Genomic DNA, 15,528 nt, shown 5'->3' with positions numbered 1-15,528 from the left:
GATAGCAAACCGACTCGCCCGTCGCCCACCCCAGACAGTTCTAGGATTCTTGAGCCGGAAGCCGTGCGATGAAATGACCTTTCACGCCCTCGGGCCAGTCGCGATAGGGCACGACGCCTTGAGGGCTGTCGACATACCGCCGGGCGAAATCAATCAGGGCCGTCGCAGAATCCGCCGTCGGCGCGAAACGGCCCGCCAGATAGGCGGGTTTGCCTGCCTCGCTCAGGTAGACCGTGCAATGGTCGCTGCAGGCCCAGAGGCAGGCCTGTTCCACGATCTCCAGGCCCGCCGTCCCCTCACCTGCTGCAATCACGGCGTTCAGAAGCCGCTGTCCGCCCGTCAGGCCCTGAGCATCGACGGGCGAGCCGTCCGGATGGCGGCAGGTCGAGCAGACGATCAGGCGTGCACGGCGAGCCTCCGGCGCCACGGCCTCGAGATCAGTCACTCAAGCGTCTCCTTCGGATAAGAGGTCCAGTACGAACGGCGCGCCCCAATCGGTTTCAGCGCCCCGCCCGATGGCGCTCACCGCCCGGATCATGGCGCCCTCGCGCGACAGGACTTCGTCCGCCAAGGCGATCAGCAGCGAATTGGGCGTCGCGGTCGGCGCGGCGGTTCGCAAACGTGCAGCCCACGCCGCCTCTCGTCCCGGCCCGGTCAGGGCGCAGGCGATCGCATAGGCGGCGGCGGTCGAACGGCTGACGCCCGCCCAGCAGTGCACCAGCATGGGACGCGTCCCGTCCCACCCACGCGCGAAGTCCAGCAGGGCGCGGACATGTTCCTCATTAGGCGCGATCAGCCCGTCATGCCGCTCCGTGATGTCGTTGAATCGCAAGTCTAGGCGATGGTCGGCCGCAAAGGCCGCCGCATGACCCGGCGACGCCAGGGTGATCAGGTGCGAAGGCCGATGCTCGGTCAGCATGCGCTCGACCTGCGGCAGGGGCGAGACGATCAGCTTCATGAGGACAGCACCCCCGCCACGGCCAGCAGGAAGCCCAGTTCGAACGCCTGCTCCACGGCGCCCAGGACGTCGCCCGTCCTCCCGCCGATCAACCGCCAGGCCGACCAGGCCGGGGCCATGCCTGCGATCAGACCCAGACCCAGGCCCGCCGCTCCGGCGAGCAGCGGCAGGAAGGCCAGGGGCCACAGGGCGATCAGGACGCCGACCGTCAAGCTCATGAGAGAGGCGCGATCCGGTCGTCCCTCCTTGGCCATGCCGGGATCGCCGCCATAGGGCATGACCGTCATGGCCGCGACCGCCGCCGCGCGTCCCAGCCCGTGCGAGGCGACCAGGGCGACGACCGCGATCCAGGGCGAAACGGCAACCAGCATGGCCAGGGCTGCGACCCGCAGGGCCAGGGTCAGACCCAGGGCCAGGGCGCCGTATGACCCCAGTCGACTGTCCTTCATGATCTCCAACCGCCGCGCACGGGTCTGCCCTCCGCCCAGGCCGTCGGCCGTGTCCGCCAGGCCGTCCTCATGGAAACCGCCGGTCAGGCCGACGCCCGAACCGACCGCCAGCAAGGCGGCGATCCACGGGCTCCAGATCTGGGCCGCGCCATAGAGGACGACCGCCGACAGGATCCCTACGATCTGTCCAGTCAGAGGGTAGTAGCGTGCGCTCTGCTGGATCCATTCCGGCTGGAACCCCCGCAATTGCGGCGTCGGCAGGCGCGTCAGGAACTGCACGGCGCAGATAAACAGGCGCGCCTCGCGCGCGATCATCGCGCGGCCTCCAGCACGTCCTTCAGTTCCGCCACCTCGGACAAGAGGGCGCAGGCAGCCTGGATCAAGGGCACGGCCAGCAAGGCGCCCGTCCCTTCGCCCAATCTCATGTCGAGTTCCAGCAAGGGGCGGGCCGCCAGGCTGTCCAGCATCCGCCTGTGCCCGGCCTCGGCGGAGGCATGGGCGAAGAGGCAATAGTCGCGGGCGCTCGGCGCCAGACGTATCGCCGTGAGAGCCGCCGCCGTGCCGATGAAGCCGTCCGTCACGACCGGAACCCCGGCCCTCGCCGCGGCCAACAAGGCGCCCGCCATCATGGCGATCTCGAAGCCGCCGAACTGGACCAGAACGTCCAGGGGCGCGGTCGCATCGGATCGCGTCGCCGCCTGCGCCAGAACAGCGTGCTTGCGCTCCATCCCTTCCGGCGAATGACCCGCGCCCTGCCCCACGCAGTCCGCCAGCGGTGCGGGCGCCAGCCGATGCATCAACAGGGAGGCCGAGGCGCTGTTGCCAATGCCCATTTCGCCCAGGGCGATCAGGTCCGCGCCGTCGGCGATAGCCTCGCGCGCGATCCGGGCTCCGGATAACAGGGCCGTCGCCGCCTGTTCCACGGTCATTGCGGCCTCAATCGAGGCATCAGCCGTGCCGGGCGCGACCTTGGCCTGGATCAGGCCGTCCCGATCGGACAGGTCGGCGGCCACCCCGGCGTCGATCACCCGAACCTCGGCCCCGACCACCCGGGCGAAGGCGTTGGCGCTGGCGCGACCGGCCAGCAGGGTGTCGACCATGGCCACGGTGACGCCCGCCGGATAGGCGGCCACGCCCGACCGCGTCAGACCATGATCCCCGGCGAAAACCAACAGGACGGGCCGCGCCACGACCGGCCGCGTCACGCCTTGAATCAGGCCCAGACACAGAGCCAGTTCCTCGATCCGTCCCAGGGCGCCGACCGGCTTGGCCTTACCGTCCAGAGCCTGTCGCAAAGCGGGCTCCAGCGCGCGATCCAGCGGAGGAATGGAAAGGAGGTCGCTCAGTTCGGTCATGTCAGTCCTGCGATCCGGGCCAGAGCCGTAATGTCGAAACGGCTTTCCAGCACGGCGGCGATGCGATCCAGGGCTTGGTCCACCCGTACCGACTGGTCCGCCCCGTCCGAAACCGCGCCCAGTTCGCCCAGCAGGGCGCCGCGCGCCTCAGCACGGTCGAACAGGCCGTGGACATAGAGGCCCGCAATGCGCCCGTCCGCGGAGCGCGCGCCGTGCGGTCGGTCTTCGATCTCGGCGACGGGCCGGGCCGTATCCGGTCCATCTGTCCGGCCGATGTGAATCTCATAGCCGTCGAAGACCGCGCCGGACGGCGACAGCCTGCCGCCCACCCGGCGCAGGGTCTTGTCCCCCGCCAGAAGGGTCTCGACGTCCAGAAGGCCCAGACCCGCCGCCGAGCCGGCCACCCCCTCCACGCCGTCCGGATCACTGATCGTCCGGCCCAGCATCTGATAGCCGCCGCAGACGCCCAGCACCCGCCCGCCGCGTCTCACATGGGCGGCGATGTCCACGTCCCACCCCTGGGTCCGCAGGAAGGCTAGGTCCGCCAAGGTCGCCTTGGTTCCAGGCAGGATGATCAGGTCGGCGTTTCCCGGCAGGGCCTGTCCCGGCGGTACGAAGCCGAAATCCACGCCCGGCTCATGTCGCAGGGGGTCGAAGTCGTCGAAGTTCGCGATGCGCGACAACATGGGGACCGCGATCCGAACCCTGCCCCCGCCCGAACGGACGCCGCCGTCCAGCACCACGGCGTCCTCGGCCGGCAAGGCGCGGGCGTCCGACAACCAGGGCGCCATGCCCAGGTCCGCCCAGCCGGTGCGACGCACGATCTCGGCGCGACCTTCATTGAACAGATCAGGGTCCCCCCTGAACTTGTTGATCAAGAAGCCCTTGATCATGGCACGATCATCTTCGTCCAGCACGGCGTGGGCGCCGACCAGGGCGGCGATCACATGCCCCCGGTCGATGTCTCCGACCAGGACCACGGGCACGTCGGCGGCCCGCGCGAAGCCCATGTTCGCTATGTCCCCGGCGCGCAGATTGATTTCCGCCGGACTGCCCGCCCCTTCGACGACGACGATATCCGCCTCGGCCCGAAGGCGCTCGAAGCTGTCCAGGACGACCTGCAACAGGCTGGCCTTGCGGTCCTGATAGGCCGCCGCCTTCCACGTTCCTTCAACCCGGCCGCGCACCACCAGTTGCGCGCCGACGTCGCTCTGCGGCTTGAGCAGAACCGGATTCATGTCCACCGTCGGCGCCGTGCGGCACGCCAGGGCCTGAAGCGCCTGGGCGCGACCGATCTCGCCCACCCGCCCCTCGGCGTCGGGCGCCGTGACGGCGGCGTTGTTGGACATGTTCTGCGGCTTGAACGGCCGTACCTTCAGCCCCCTGTTGGCGAAGACCCGGCACAGGCCGGCGACCAGGACCGACTTGCCCACGTCCGAGCCGCACCCCTGTATCATCAACGCGGCCATGCGACGCCCCCGGCAATCAGCAGCAGAAACAGGACGGCGCAGGCCAGGCCGTAGACACGAAGCCCGCGTTGCAGATCGCAGGCGCGGGGCGCGGCCCAGTCGCCGAAATCTGGTCGATAGGTCATGACGCCGTCATAGCGGACAGAACCGCCGAGCCGAACCCGCAGAACACCGGCCATGGCCGCCTCGGTCCAACCGGCGTTGGGCGAGGCGTGCTTGCGCGCATCCCGCAGCATGATGCGCCACCCCTGCGGATGAAACAGGGCGATCAGCGCCCCGGCGATCCGGGCCGGAATCCAGTTCATCGCATCGTCCGTTCTCGCGGCCGCCCAGCCGAAAGCGCGCCAACGCGGCTCCATGTGGCCGATCATGCTGTCGGCGGTGTTGACGGCCTTATAGGCGAACAGGCCCGGCAGGCCGCCGATCACGAACCAGAAGACCGGCGCGACCACGCCGTCGCAGAAGCTCTCAGCCAGACTCTCCAAGGCTGCGGCGGCGATGTCCGCCTCCTCCATGGCGTCGACATCTCGCCCCACGATCATGGCTACGGCGACGCGAGCGGCGGGCAGGTCGCCCAAGGACAGAGGCCCCTCGATCGCCCGCACATGATCAAACAGGCTGCGCGCCGCCAGACCCGCCGCACCGCAGAGAACGACCAAGCCCCCTCCCCACGCCCACATCCCGGCCACGGCCTGAACGGCCCAACCGGCTCCCCCCGTGACGCCGATCAGGATCAGCATCGTCAGAACGCCCCATAGACGACGCCGCCTTTCGCTCGTCTCCGGGCGGTTCCAGCGATGCTCCAGTCCCGCGATGAGACCTCCGACCCAGGCCACTGGATGCATCACCCGGCGCGGCCATCCGACCACGCCTTCCAGCAGGAAGGCGCTGGCGGCGGCCCAGAAGAAGGGCCAGCTCATGACGGCCTCAACCGGCACGCCCGACCATTTCCAGCACCGGACCGTGCGCGCCCTCCAGCACACGCGCCTCGACGCCATAGGCCTGCTTCAGCACGTCCGGCGATAGGGCAAGGCGAGGCGCGCCGTCGGCCAGGATGCGCCCCTCGGCCAGGACGATCACTCGATCCGCCACTCGCAGGGCGGCGTCCAGATCGTGCAGGGTCAGGACCACGCCCCGTCCCTCTTCATCCGCCAGACGCCGGAACAGGTCGCAGGCGTCCAGAACGTGACCTGGGTCCAACCCCGCCAGGGGTTCGTCCGCCAGCAGCCACTGAGGGTCCCCTGCCAGGGCGCGGGCGATCAACACGCGCGCCCGCTCTCCGCCCGACAAGGTCGAGACCACGCGATCGGCGAAATCCTGTACCCCTGTCGCCGACATGACCTGCTCCACCGCCGCACGGTCCCTGGCCGTCAGCCCCCAGGCGCCGACATAGGGGGTCCGCCCCAGGCCGACGAAGGTTCGCCCATCCACGGCCCAGGCGATTTCGGCATGCTGAGGCAGATAGGCGATACGTCGAGCCCTCTGCCGCGATGGCATGGTGCGCAAAGGACGATCGCCCAAGATCACCTGCCCCGATTGAGGCTGTCGCAGCGCCGCCAGACAGTCCAGCAGGGTGGACTTGCCCGCCCCGTTCGGCCCGACGATCGCCGTCACAAGACCGGGCGCAAAGGCCGCCGTCACGCCGTTCAGCACCGCTTTTCCGCCCAGACGGACGAACAGGTTTTCAACCGCCAGAAGGTTCACGCCAGCCTCCGTCGCATGCCGATCAACAGGAAGAGGAAGAAGGGGCCGCCGAGCGCCGCCATGGCGACCCCCAGCTTGATCTCGGTCGCTGCGGGCGTCAGCCGGACCAGGATGTCCGCCGCCAAGGTCAGCGCCGCGCCGCCCAGAGCCGAAGGCAGCAGCAGGGCGCTGGGCTTTGCTCCAACCAGGGGACGCAACAGATGCGGCACGATCAGACCCACGAAACCGATGGAGCCCGTCGCCGCTACCGCCGAACCGACCGCCAGGGCCGCGCCCACGGCCAGGACGAAACGGCCGAGGTCCAGCCTGGTGCCCAACGATCGCGCGCCCGCCTCGCCCAGGATCAGGGCGTCCAGCGTCCGCCCCTGGGTCAACAGCAGCAGACAGCCCAGGATCATGCCCGGCGCAGCCAGCTTCAGCTCGACGACGCTGCGGTCGGCCAGGGATCCCATCAGCCAGTTGACGATCTCATTCACCGCCCAGGGATTGGGCGCCAGGTTCAGCGCCAGGGCCACGCCTGCCGCCGCCATGGTCTGGATCACGATCCCGGCCAGGATGAAGGTGACGACGCTGCTGGTCGCGCCCGCCAGGGCCAGCAGCAGGGCCACGCCCAACCCAGCCCCCGCCATGGCCGCGACCGGCAGGACCCAGGGCGCGCTGGCCGCCGTTCCCAGATAGAAGGTCATGACCGCGCCGAGCGCCGCCATGGTGGAGACGCCCAGCATGCCGGGATCCGCCAGCGGATTGCGCGTATAGCCCTGCAGCGCTGCTCCCGTCAGGCCCAGCACGGCCCCCACCATCACCGCCAGCACGGTTCGCGGCAGACGCAACTCGAACAATATGGCCCAGACCGGATCGCCGGGCCCGGCCGCCCAGTCGCTCCAGGGTATCCACACCCGTCCCGCGCTCATGCTCGCAACGGCCAGGAGCAGGATCAGCAGGACCAGTCCGACCAGGACCAGGGGCTTGGGCAGGGTCTTCATGCGATCGCCTCCAGCGCTTCACGATGCGCGCGGGCCAGGGCGGCGGCTGTCCGGATCAGCACAGGGCCGCCGCAATAGAGCAACTTTTCGTCCAGTTGCGCCTGCACCATCCGTCCGGACAGGGCGGCCAGAGCCGGATGGCGCATCACCCTGTCGGCCCAGGTGCGAGAGCCCTGAACCGGCACGCCGCTGAGCAAGACCTGCGGCGGATCGGCCAGGAGCCGTTCGATCGGCACATTGCCCCATTTGCCCAAGCCGTAGCGCCCGGCGACATTGTCGAACCCGGCGCGCGTCATCATCTCGTCCATCAGGGTGCCCTTGCCGGCGGCGAAGCCGTTCGGCTGATAGACCAGGGCCTTCAGGCGCGGCGCGACCGGCGGGGCGGCCCCTGCGGCCAGCGCCGCCTCGACCCGCGCGACCAGGGACTCGCCGCGTTCGGGCCGTCCGACCAGCCGCGCCACCTCGCGCACCTGGGCCAGGCTGACCTCGACGCTTTCGGGTACGGAAAAGAGTTCGGTTCGCACGCCCAGCCGTCCCAGCGCGTTGCGGGTCGCCAAGGCGCTGTGACGGCTGGTCAGCACCAGGTCTGGCCGCAGAGCGATCACCTCCTCCGCCGTTTCCCATGTGAAAGGCAGGGTTCTGGCCACCTCGACGATGGTCGAACCCGCCGTTTCCCTGGCGTAGTGGCTGAGGGCCGCGATCTGTCCCCGGTCGGCCACGTGGACCAGTATGGCGTCGAGACAGGCGTTCAACGACACCACGCGGCGCGGCTCCGTCCCGGCGGCGGCCGAACTGACGATCAAGGACGCGCCGGAAGCCGCAAAGCCGGTCAGGGTCTGACGCCGGGTCGCGGTCATGCGCCCGTCTCCAGCGCGCGCGCCAACCTGGGCAGATCGCGCTCGGTCGGCACGCCGAAACGCAGGGCGTCAGGCGCATGGTCGAAGGGACGGGTCAGAATGCCCGCCTTGCACAACTGCGTGAAACGCCGGGCGGCGTCCGGCGAGCGGGTCATGCGGAACAGGCTGGTTCCGCCTGTCGCCTCGAACCCTGCTCGAACAAGGAGGGCGTCCAGGACCTCGGCCCTTTGCTCTAGCGCCGCTCGTGTCCGCTCGCGCCATTCGATGTCGGCATAGGCGCCCCGCCCAAGCGCCAGGGCGTCAGCGCTGACGGGCCAGTCGCCCAGCAAAGCCCTAAGCCGAACGATCAGGTCAGGCTCCGCGATCATGAAACCCAGTCGCGCGCCCGCCAGGCCGTAGAACTTGCCGAACGAGCGCAGGACGATCAGGCTTGGCTCCGCCAGGTCCGATACGCTGTCCAGCGGCGCACACTCGATGAAGGACTCGTCGACGACCAGCCACCGCCCCGCCGCCGAGCGTTCGCGCGCCATGGCGGCTAGGTCTGCGCGCCGCGCCAGGCGACCGTCCGGATTGTTCGGATTGACGATCACCAGCACGCCGGCCTGCGACGCCGCCGCCTGTTCCGGCGCGATCAGGCGTGTGGCCGTTCCCGCCGCGCGCCAGGCCTCGGTATGGGCGCCATAGGTCGGACCGACGATCTCGACCGAACGCACGCCCAGCAGAAGCGGCAGCAACCGGATCGCGGCCTCCGCTCCCGCCGTCGCCGCCACGCGCGCGGCCGACGCGCCGAAGGCTGCGGCGGCTGTCGTTTCCAACCCAGCCAAGGCGACGGGATCCGGCAGGCGATTCAACTCCGCCTCTGGCGCGCGAGGTCCGCGCCACGGTTCAGGATTGATCCCCGTGGACAGGTCCAACCACGGCCGGGGCGCGTCGGGGAATGCGGCGGCGGCCTTCATCAGACCGCCGCCGTGCCGGGTCGCCGTCGTCAGGAACGCGGCGTCCTGCATCGGATCAGAACCGGACGCGAACGCCGCCGAACACGCCGCGTCCCGCCGTGCCGTAGTTCAGGACTGTCTGATAGTCCTCGTCGAAGGCGTTCTCGACCCGACCATAGACCTCGAGGTTGTCGTTGATCGGATAGGAGGCGCGGATGTCCACCAGGGTGTATTCGCCAACAACCACGGTGTTGGCGTCGTTGTTGAAGGTCTCGCCGACATAGCGCACGGCCACGCCCGTCTTCAGACCGAAGGCCCAGGCATAGTCCGCAGCGAGGTTGGCCATGTGCTCAGGACGACGGGTCAGACGCTTGCCGTCCGTGGCGCCCGAAGCGCTCTTGGCGTCGGTCCAGGTATAGTTGGCGCTGACGTTCAGGCGGTCCGTCACATCCAGGCGGCCGATCAACTCGACGCCCTGCGCCTCAGTCTTCTGGACATTGCGGTAGTAGCCCCAGCGTCCCACGCCGTTGACGGTGCACAGCGGATCGGTCGACGGCGTCGAGCAACCGTTGTAGCGGATTTCATTGTCGGCCTGGCGGTTGAAATAGGTCGCCGAGACGACGGCGCGGTCGAACAGGCGCTGCTCGACGCCGATCTCCCAGCTGTCGAACTCTTCCGGCTGCAGCGTCAGATTCCCGTATTCGCTGTAGAGTTCATACAGGCCCGGCGCCCGGAAGCCCTGACCCCAGCTGGCGCGCAGGACGGTGTCGCCGTCGTTCAGTGCCCAGGCTGCAGCCACCTGGCCCAACAGGTTGTCGCCGTATTGAGCGTGATCGTCGTAGCGCAGGCCGCCGGTCAAGGTCAGACCGTCCAGCACCGTCCACTGAACCTGGGCGTATGCGCTGTCGAGGTCCGCCTGACCGCGCGCGAAGGCCGGATTCAGGTTGAAGCTCGACGGCGAACGCGTACGCATTTCCGAACGCTCGCTCTCGATGCCGAAGGTCGTGTTCAGCGCCTCGGTGACGGCGAACGTGCCCTGGTATTCCCAACGACGGTTCTCGCCTGCCGCGTCAAAGGTCAGCGGTTGCACCAGGGTCGCAGGATTGAAGTTCCGGCGGTTCGTGTCTGTGTAGGCATAGCCGATCCGGTTACGAAAACGCCCGTCCAGCAGGTCGAAATTCAGCCCCGCGTAGGCGACCAATTCCTTGGTCTTGCCGTACTCGCGGCTATCGCCGTTAAAAGCGTCGAAGTCGTTCTGGCCGTTCGACCAGACCGAACGCAGGTCCAACGAGACGGCGTCCGTGATCTTCAGGTTCAGGCGGCCCGACAGGCCCGTGTTGGTGTAGCCGTCGTCTTCCTTGCCGGCGGCGAAGGCGGAAAAGCCGTCGGTGTCGTAGCGGCTGGCGGCCAGGCGCCAGCTCAGGCGCTCATTAGCGCCGCCGATCCCGCCACGGAAATAGGTCGTGCCGCGCGAACCGGCTTCAGCAGTCAGTCCGCCCTGCAGCGCCTCGGTGGGCTCTGCGGTGACGATATTGACCACCCCGCCGATGGCCTGGCTGCCCCAGAGGGTCGATTGGGCGCCGCGCAAGATTTCGATACGCGAGGTGTCGCCGATCAGCAGGTTGCCGAAGTTGAAGCCGCCCTGGGTCGAGGAGGGATCGTTCAGCTTGACCCCGTCGATCAGGACGACGGTGTGCTGGCTCTCGGCGCCGCGAATATTGACGCCGGTCGTCGTGCCGACGCCGCCGTTGCGGGTGAAGCTGACGCCCGGCGTCTGGGCCAGGAGTTCGGCCACCGCCGGGGTCTGGCGCGCCTCGATGGCGGCCTGGGTCAGGACGGTGACGGAGGCGCCGACGCGCTCGATCGGCTGGGCCGAGCGGTTGGCGGTGACGATGACGTCCTCGACGGCGACAGCGCCGGCGCGACCCGCCACGTCAGGCGCGGCGGCCTGTTGGTCGGCGGTTTCTGCGGCCAGGGCGGGTGCGGCGCTCAGAAGGCTGGCGGCGGCCAGGGCGGCGAATGCGGTCCGGTTCATTCCGGCTCTCCATATGACGGCGCCGCGCCGAGCCGGCCTTTGCTCCGAGGAACAAGGACGGCCGCTGACGCGGCTGGGTTTACGACTGTCGTCACACGAGTTGCCTCGACCGCTCGGCACATCCCGACCGCGCGGAGAACGACGGCGACAGGCAGGTCTCCTGGCTCACGGATCAACGCCGATGCGCGTCGCCTTCCCAGAGGTCGCTTTCAGGCCGTGGCCTTCCTGACCGCCAGTGGCGTATGACGCGCGGGCTAGCCGCTTACAGTTGCGGGAACAGCCGGAGCTTCAAACTCCGTTCCCTTTCAATCCCCTTTCGGGGAACCTGACGCGAGCGTGGCGATAGGACCACGCGGCCCTCAGGTCAACCGGAGACAAAGCCATGCCCGTGACCCTGGTTCTCGGCGGCGCCCGTTCGGGCAAGAGCGCCCATGCCCAGAGGCAGGCCGAAACCGCCGCCGCAGAAGCCGGCCGGGCGCCGCTGATGATCGCCACGGCCCAGGCCTTCGACGAGGAGATGCGCGATCGCATCGATCGCCATCGCGCCGAGCGCGGCGAAGGCTGGCGCACCTTGGAAGCGCCGCTGGAACTGGCCGCCGCCGTGCGCGGCCTGAACGCGGACGACGTGGCCGTGGTCGACTGCCTGACCCTGTGGCTCAGCAACCAGATGTTGAACGCGCGCGACCTTCCCGCCGCCATGGATGAACTGACGCGGGCCCTGACCGACTGCCCCGCTCGTCTCTGGGTCGTCAGCAACGAGGTCGGTTGGTCCCTGGTGCCCGACAATCCTCTGGGCCGCCGCTTTCGCGACGAGGCAGGACGCCTGAACCAACGCGTGGCCGCTGTCGCCGATTCCGCCTGCCTGATCGTCGCAGGCCTGCGCCTGCCGCTGGAAAGGACCGACTGAGCGACTGCGACGCCTCGACATCTCACGCCAAGACAGCCATGCAGGCGGTCGCATGACGACGACAATCGCCGCCTCCCGATCGATAGACGCCGACCGCATCGTGGCGGCCGCCATGGCCCTGGTTGCAGAGGTCGGCCTGGGCGGCTTGACGATGCGCGACCTGGCGCAGTCGGTGGGCAAGAGCACCACGGTCATCGTCAACCTGTTCGGCGCCAAGGCCGGCCTGATCGAAGCCATGGCCGGCGCCGCCTATGAACAGGACGAGGCCTATCATCAGGCCTTCTTCGCCCAAGCGGATTCGCTTGAGTTGAGCCGGGACGGCCTTCTGGCCCTGTGCGGGCGCTATCTGCGCGAGCGCGCCATGCCGTCGGCCGGTTTCGTTCGCATGTGGGAAGAACTGCTGGTCAGCCACGCCCCAGACCCCTTCCTGCCGCCGCTGATGGCGCGATGGGAGGCCATGCGCGCCCAATCCTGGACCCGCCTGTTGTCTCGAACACCCGATTTCGCCGCTTTCGGCGCGCCCCTGTCCACCTACCTGGTGATGGAGCAGTTCTACGTCGGCGCCCTGGGCGGTCGAGCCGACTATGAGATGATCGCCGCTGAAGGCCTCGGCGGCCTGATCGATCGCGCCTTCGGACGTCCGGACGACGAGGCTCCCGTCACCGAAAGCTATGTCGACCGCATGGCGGTCCCCAAGGCGCCCGGCGACGACCTGGACGCGGATTCGATGAAGCTGCGCCTGCTGGACCTGGCCGCGAACCAGATTCTGACGCACGGCGTCGCCGCCCTGACCAACCGGTCGGTCAGCACCGAAGCCGGGGTTTCGACCTCCACCCTCGCCTATCACTGGGCCGACATGCGTCGGTTCATCGTCGACTCTGTCTGGCACGCCGTCTTTCGAGAAATGCCCCGGCACCTCGACTTCCGTCGCCCCGCCGACGGAGGCCGTCCCGATCTGGCGGGCTGGAGCGAGCGGATGGCCGGCACCCTGACGCTGGACGGCGCCGGGGGGCCTGGCTTCTACGTGAAGTACGCACGCCTGATCGCGCAGATCTGCCTCAAGGCCCGGCGCGACTCCTCCTTCCAGGAACTGGCGATGATCCTGCGCGGCCCCGAAGGCGGCGGCACCTATGTGACACGCGAAGAGCGCTGGCCGCCCCAGTTCGACCTGACGCGGCGCGCAGCCGCCCGCTTCGCCATCTGGATCAAGGGCGCCGCCCTGACCGGAGCGGCGACCGGCGCGACGCCCGCTGCGAGCCAGTTGGGCGATGCGGCGACAACCCTGGTCGCCTTGGCAGTTCGAGAACCGAACACGCGTTCTTGATCTGAAAACCCGCGAAGCAAGAAGACTTCAAATAAGCGTCACCAAAGCATCACAGGCGCAGACTACAGCCCAACCTCAGTCGAACAAGTGTTTTTCTTGAGCGTCTGAGCGACCGGATGATCCGTCATCCCCATGATCAGCCGCCGCCCCGTCGCCTCAAGGCGAACGCCTGTTCGACGCACCGCGCACCGGGGACGCAATTGCCAACGACATTGTGCTCCGATCTCAATTTTCCGGCCCGGACGACAGGGGAAACACGTCCGCGCCGCCCGATGGATCGAACCATGAAACACCTTCTTCTCGGCGCCTCGGGCGCAGTCCTGGCCCTGGCGGCCGTCCTCCCTACGAGCGCGCAGGCGCAAACCCAGGCTGAAACCCAGACCACCGCCGTCGAGGACATCGTCGTCACGGCGCAACGCCGCGAGGAATCCTCCCAGAAAGTCGGCCTCGCCCTGACCGTTCTGTCCGGCGCCGATCTGGAAAAGCGCAACATCCAAACGGTCAACGACCTTGAGAACGCCGTGCCCAGCATGGAGGTCGACAGCCAATTGGGCGGCGGCCAGCCGCAGTTCCGAATTCGCGGGGTCGGCCTGACCGACTACGCCGCCAACAACACCTCGACGGTCGGCGTCTATATCGACGAAGTCGCCTATCCGTACGGCGTCATGACCCAGGGCCAGTTGTTCGACATTGCACGGATCGAGGTCCTGCGCGGCCCGCAGGGCACCCTGTACGGACGCAACACCACAGGCGGCGCGGTCAGCGTCGTCACCGGCGCCCCGACACAGACGGTTCAAGCCGGCTTCAGCGCCAGCTACGGCAGCTATGACGCCGCCAAGTTCGAAGGCTTCCTGTCCGGCCCCGTCACCGAGACCCTGAGCGCCCGCCTGGCGGTCGCGGCGGAAAGCGGCGGCGCCTGGCAGTATCATCGCGACACGGGCGAAGCCCTGGGCGATCGCGACACCCAGGCCGCACGCCTGCGCCTGAACTGGCGGCCCAGCGACCTGACCGACGTGGACGTGAACCTGCACTACAGCCGGGACAATTCGGACGGACGCGGCCTGCGCCTGATCACCACGCCCTTCACCTCGGGCGGCGGCCGCGTCTATCCGACCGACAAGGCCCACCGCATCACGGGCTGGGGCATCTCCCCCTATTTCGCCAAGCTGATCGGCGTTTCTCCCAACGCCAAGCCCTTCCGCGACAATGAAGGCAAGGGCGTCAGCCTGCGGGTGAACCACGACCTGGGCTGGGCCGTCCTGACCGCCGTCGCCGCCTATGAATCCTTCGACCGCAACGAGTTCAACGATTGGGACGCCACCGCCTCGAACGAGGCCGGCACCTTCTTCTTCAACGACATCAAGACGATTTCGCAGGAGGTGCGCCTGGCCTCGCCGAGCGGCGGCAAGGTTCAATGGCTGGCCGGCCTCTATCACGCCACGGAAGATGTGGACGGCGGCTTCTATTCCGACTTCTCGCAAGCCAAGAACCTCGGCTTCTACATGAGCACCACCTACGGTCAGAAGGTCGAGACGACGGGCGTCTTCGCCAATGTCGACTATCGTCTGACCGACCGCCTGACCCTGGTCGGAGGCCTGCGCTACGAAGACGAGTCGCGCGATCTGAACAACTTCCAGACCCGGGTTCTAGAGCCCAATCCGCGCCTTAACGCCGCCACCTCCAAGTCCCAGCACATGGGCGAATGGACCGGCAAGCTGGGCGCCGAATATGCGTTCAGCGACAATATCCTGACCTACGCCAACGTCTCGCGCGGGGTGAAGTCGGGCGGTTTCACCACCTATAACAGCGGCCTGCCGGAGCAGTTGGACCCGTTCAAGTTCGAAGAGCTGATCGCCTACGAAACCGGGGTGAAGGCCAGCCTGCTGGACAACCGCCTGCAGGTGAACGCCGCCGCCTATTATTACGACTATCGCGACCAGCAACTTCAGGGCGTTCTCTACACCCTGACGGGTCGGGTCGGCCGCATGATCAACGTACCCAAGTCCCATATCCAGGGCGCCGAACTGGAACTGCGGTGGCGCCCGCTGCACAACCTGACCGTCACCCAGGCCGTGGGCTACAAGTATGGCGAATACGACGAGTTCTACTTCGTCAACGCCACGGCGACCGAAGCGGCGCGCGATCCGGTGACCGGCGAGTACAAGACCATTGTATACAGCGACCGTTCGGGCGAGCGCCTGCCCTTCCCGCGCTTCGACTACAAGGGTTCGGTCGCCTATGAGCACCAGTTCGGCGACTGGGCCGTCGAGGCGGAAACCAACTACGCCTATCGCAGCGAGAAGTTCAGCACCTCCTCCAACTCGGTCATCGGCGACTACTGGCTGGTGAACGCCAACCTGACCCTGCGGCCGATGAACGGCGCCTACGCCTTCGGCGTCTTCGTCAACAACCTGACGAACGACTACTCCGAGGAATCCCGCAACCGCTTCATCTCGGCTTCGACGGGATCGCCGAACCCGCCGCGCACCTGGGGCGTGCGTCTCAACTACCGCTACTAGGACCCGGCGCGGGGCTCCGGTCTGGACCGGAGC

At 68.1% G+C, this 15,528-nt stretch carries 14 protein-coding genes and 1 riboswitch; of the genes, 3 read left to right on the top strand and 11 right to left on the bottom strand.

Translation table 11 applies throughout. The features are described from left to right. Window positions 1-40 precede the first annotated feature (40 nt). The 11 genes from ABIE19_RS11355 to ABIE19_RS11305 are packed head-to-tail and all read right to left on the bottom strand — an operon-like array spanning window position 41 to window position 10,745. The gene (locus ABIE19_RS11355; protein ID WP_354089312.1) at window positions 41-445 is read right to left on the bottom strand and encodes a DUF1636 domain-containing protein; all 405 of its coding nucleotides are present in this window, start codon (window positions 443-445) and stop codon (window positions 41-43) included. Further along, on the bottom strand, window positions 446-958 hold the full coding sequence (locus ABIE19_RS11350) for a tyrosine phosphatase family protein (RefSeq protein ID WP_354089311.1): 513 nt from the start codon (window positions 956-958) through the stop codon (window positions 446-448). After that, the gene (gene cobS, locus ABIE19_RS11345; RefSeq protein WP_354089310.1) at window positions 955-1,722 is read right to left on the bottom strand and encodes an adenosylcobinamide-GDP ribazoletransferase; all 768 of its coding nucleotides are present in this window, start codon (window positions 1,720-1,722) and stop codon (window positions 955-957) included. The genes ABIE19_RS11350 and cobS overlap by 4 nt, the downstream gene beginning before the upstream one ends. Beyond that, entirely contained in the window at window positions 1,719-2,762 is a 1,044-nt protein-coding gene (cobT, locus tag ABIE19_RS11340) for a nicotinate-nucleotide--dimethylbenzimidazole phosphoribosyltransferase (RefSeq protein WP_354089309.1), read from the bottom strand. The genes cobS and cobT overlap by 4 nt, the downstream gene beginning before the upstream one ends. Continuing rightward, window positions 2,759-4,231, bottom strand: coding sequence for a cobyric acid synthase (locus tag ABIE19_RS11335; protein ID WP_354089308.1), 1,473 nt, complete (start codon window positions 4,229-4,231; stop codon window positions 2,759-2,761). Before ABIE19_RS11335 ends, cobT begins: the two co-directional genes overlap by 4 nt. Continuing rightward, window positions 4,219-5,151 (bottom strand): adenosylcobinamide-phosphate synthase CbiB, encoded by a 933-nt coding sequence (gene cbiB, locus ABIE19_RS11330; RefSeq protein WP_354089307.1) that lies wholly within the window; start codon window positions 5,149-5,151, stop codon window positions 4,219-4,221. The genes ABIE19_RS11335 and cbiB overlap by 13 nt, the downstream gene beginning before the upstream one ends. Before the next feature lie 7 nt (window positions 5,152-5,158). Next, complete coding sequence (locus ABIE19_RS11325; RefSeq protein WP_354089306.1) at window positions 5,159-5,935, bottom strand: ABC transporter ATP-binding protein; 777 nt, start codon at window positions 5,933-5,935, stop codon at window positions 5,159-5,161. Beyond that, on the bottom strand, window positions 5,932-6,918 hold the full coding sequence (locus ABIE19_RS11320) for a FecCD family ABC transporter permease (protein WP_354089305.1): 987 nt from the start codon (window positions 6,916-6,918) through the stop codon (window positions 5,932-5,934). The genes ABIE19_RS11325 and ABIE19_RS11320 overlap by 4 nt, the downstream gene beginning before the upstream one ends. Next, the gene (locus tag ABIE19_RS11315) at window positions 6,915-7,775 is read right to left on the bottom strand and encodes an ABC transporter substrate-binding protein (RefSeq protein ID WP_354089304.1); all 861 of its coding nucleotides are present in this window, start codon (window positions 7,773-7,775) and stop codon (window positions 6,915-6,917) included. The genes ABIE19_RS11320 and ABIE19_RS11315 overlap by 4 nt, the downstream gene beginning before the upstream one ends. Continuing rightward, window positions 7,772-8,782, bottom strand: a complete 1,011-nt coding sequence (gene cobD, locus ABIE19_RS11310) for a threonine-phosphate decarboxylase CobD (protein ID WP_354089303.1) — start codon at window positions 8,780-8,782, stop codon at window positions 7,772-7,774. The genes ABIE19_RS11315 and cobD overlap by 4 nt, the downstream gene beginning before the upstream one ends. Before the next feature lie 4 nt (window positions 8,783-8,786). Next, window positions 8,787-10,745, bottom strand: coding sequence for a TonB-dependent receptor plug domain-containing protein (locus ABIE19_RS11305; protein ID WP_354089302.1), 1,959 nt, complete (start codon window positions 10,743-10,745; stop codon window positions 8,787-8,789). A gap of 133 nt (window positions 10,746-10,878) precedes the next feature. Beyond that, window positions 10,879-11,089, bottom strand: a riboswitch (cobalamin riboswitch). 38 nt (window positions 11,090-11,127) lie between these two features. Between ABIE19_RS11305 and cobU the strand changes: the two genes are divergently transcribed. The 3 genes from cobU (at window position 11,128) to ABIE19_RS11290 (ending at window position 15,495) form a co-directional block, all read left to right on the top strand. Further along, window positions 11,128-11,652, top strand: coding sequence for a bifunctional adenosylcobinamide kinase/adenosylcobinamide-phosphate guanylyltransferase (gene cobU, locus ABIE19_RS11300; protein WP_354089301.1), 525 nt, complete (start codon window positions 11,128-11,130; stop codon window positions 11,650-11,652). 52 nt (window positions 11,653-11,704) lie between these two features. Beyond that, a complete protein-coding gene (locus ABIE19_RS11295) occupies window positions 11,705-12,976 on the top strand; it encodes a TetR/AcrR family transcriptional regulator (RefSeq protein ID WP_354089300.1) in 1,272 nt (423 codons plus the stop codon). Window positions 12,977-13,260: 284 nt separating this feature from the next. Continuing rightward, window positions 13,261-15,495: a TonB-dependent receptor gene (locus ABIE19_RS11290; protein WP_354089299.1), complete on the top strand. Its 2,235-nt coding sequence runs from the start codon at window positions 13,261-13,263 to the stop codon at window positions 15,493-15,495. Window positions 15,496-15,528 lie beyond the last annotated feature (33 nt).

Source organism: Brevundimonas faecalis (genome assembly GCF_040549405.1).
Lineage (GTDB): Bacteria > Pseudomonadota > Alphaproteobacteria > Caulobacterales > Caulobacteraceae > Brevundimonas > Brevundimonas faecalis.
Note: the sequence above shows the minus strand (reverse complement) of the source record. Positions and strands in the feature narration are given on the sequence as shown.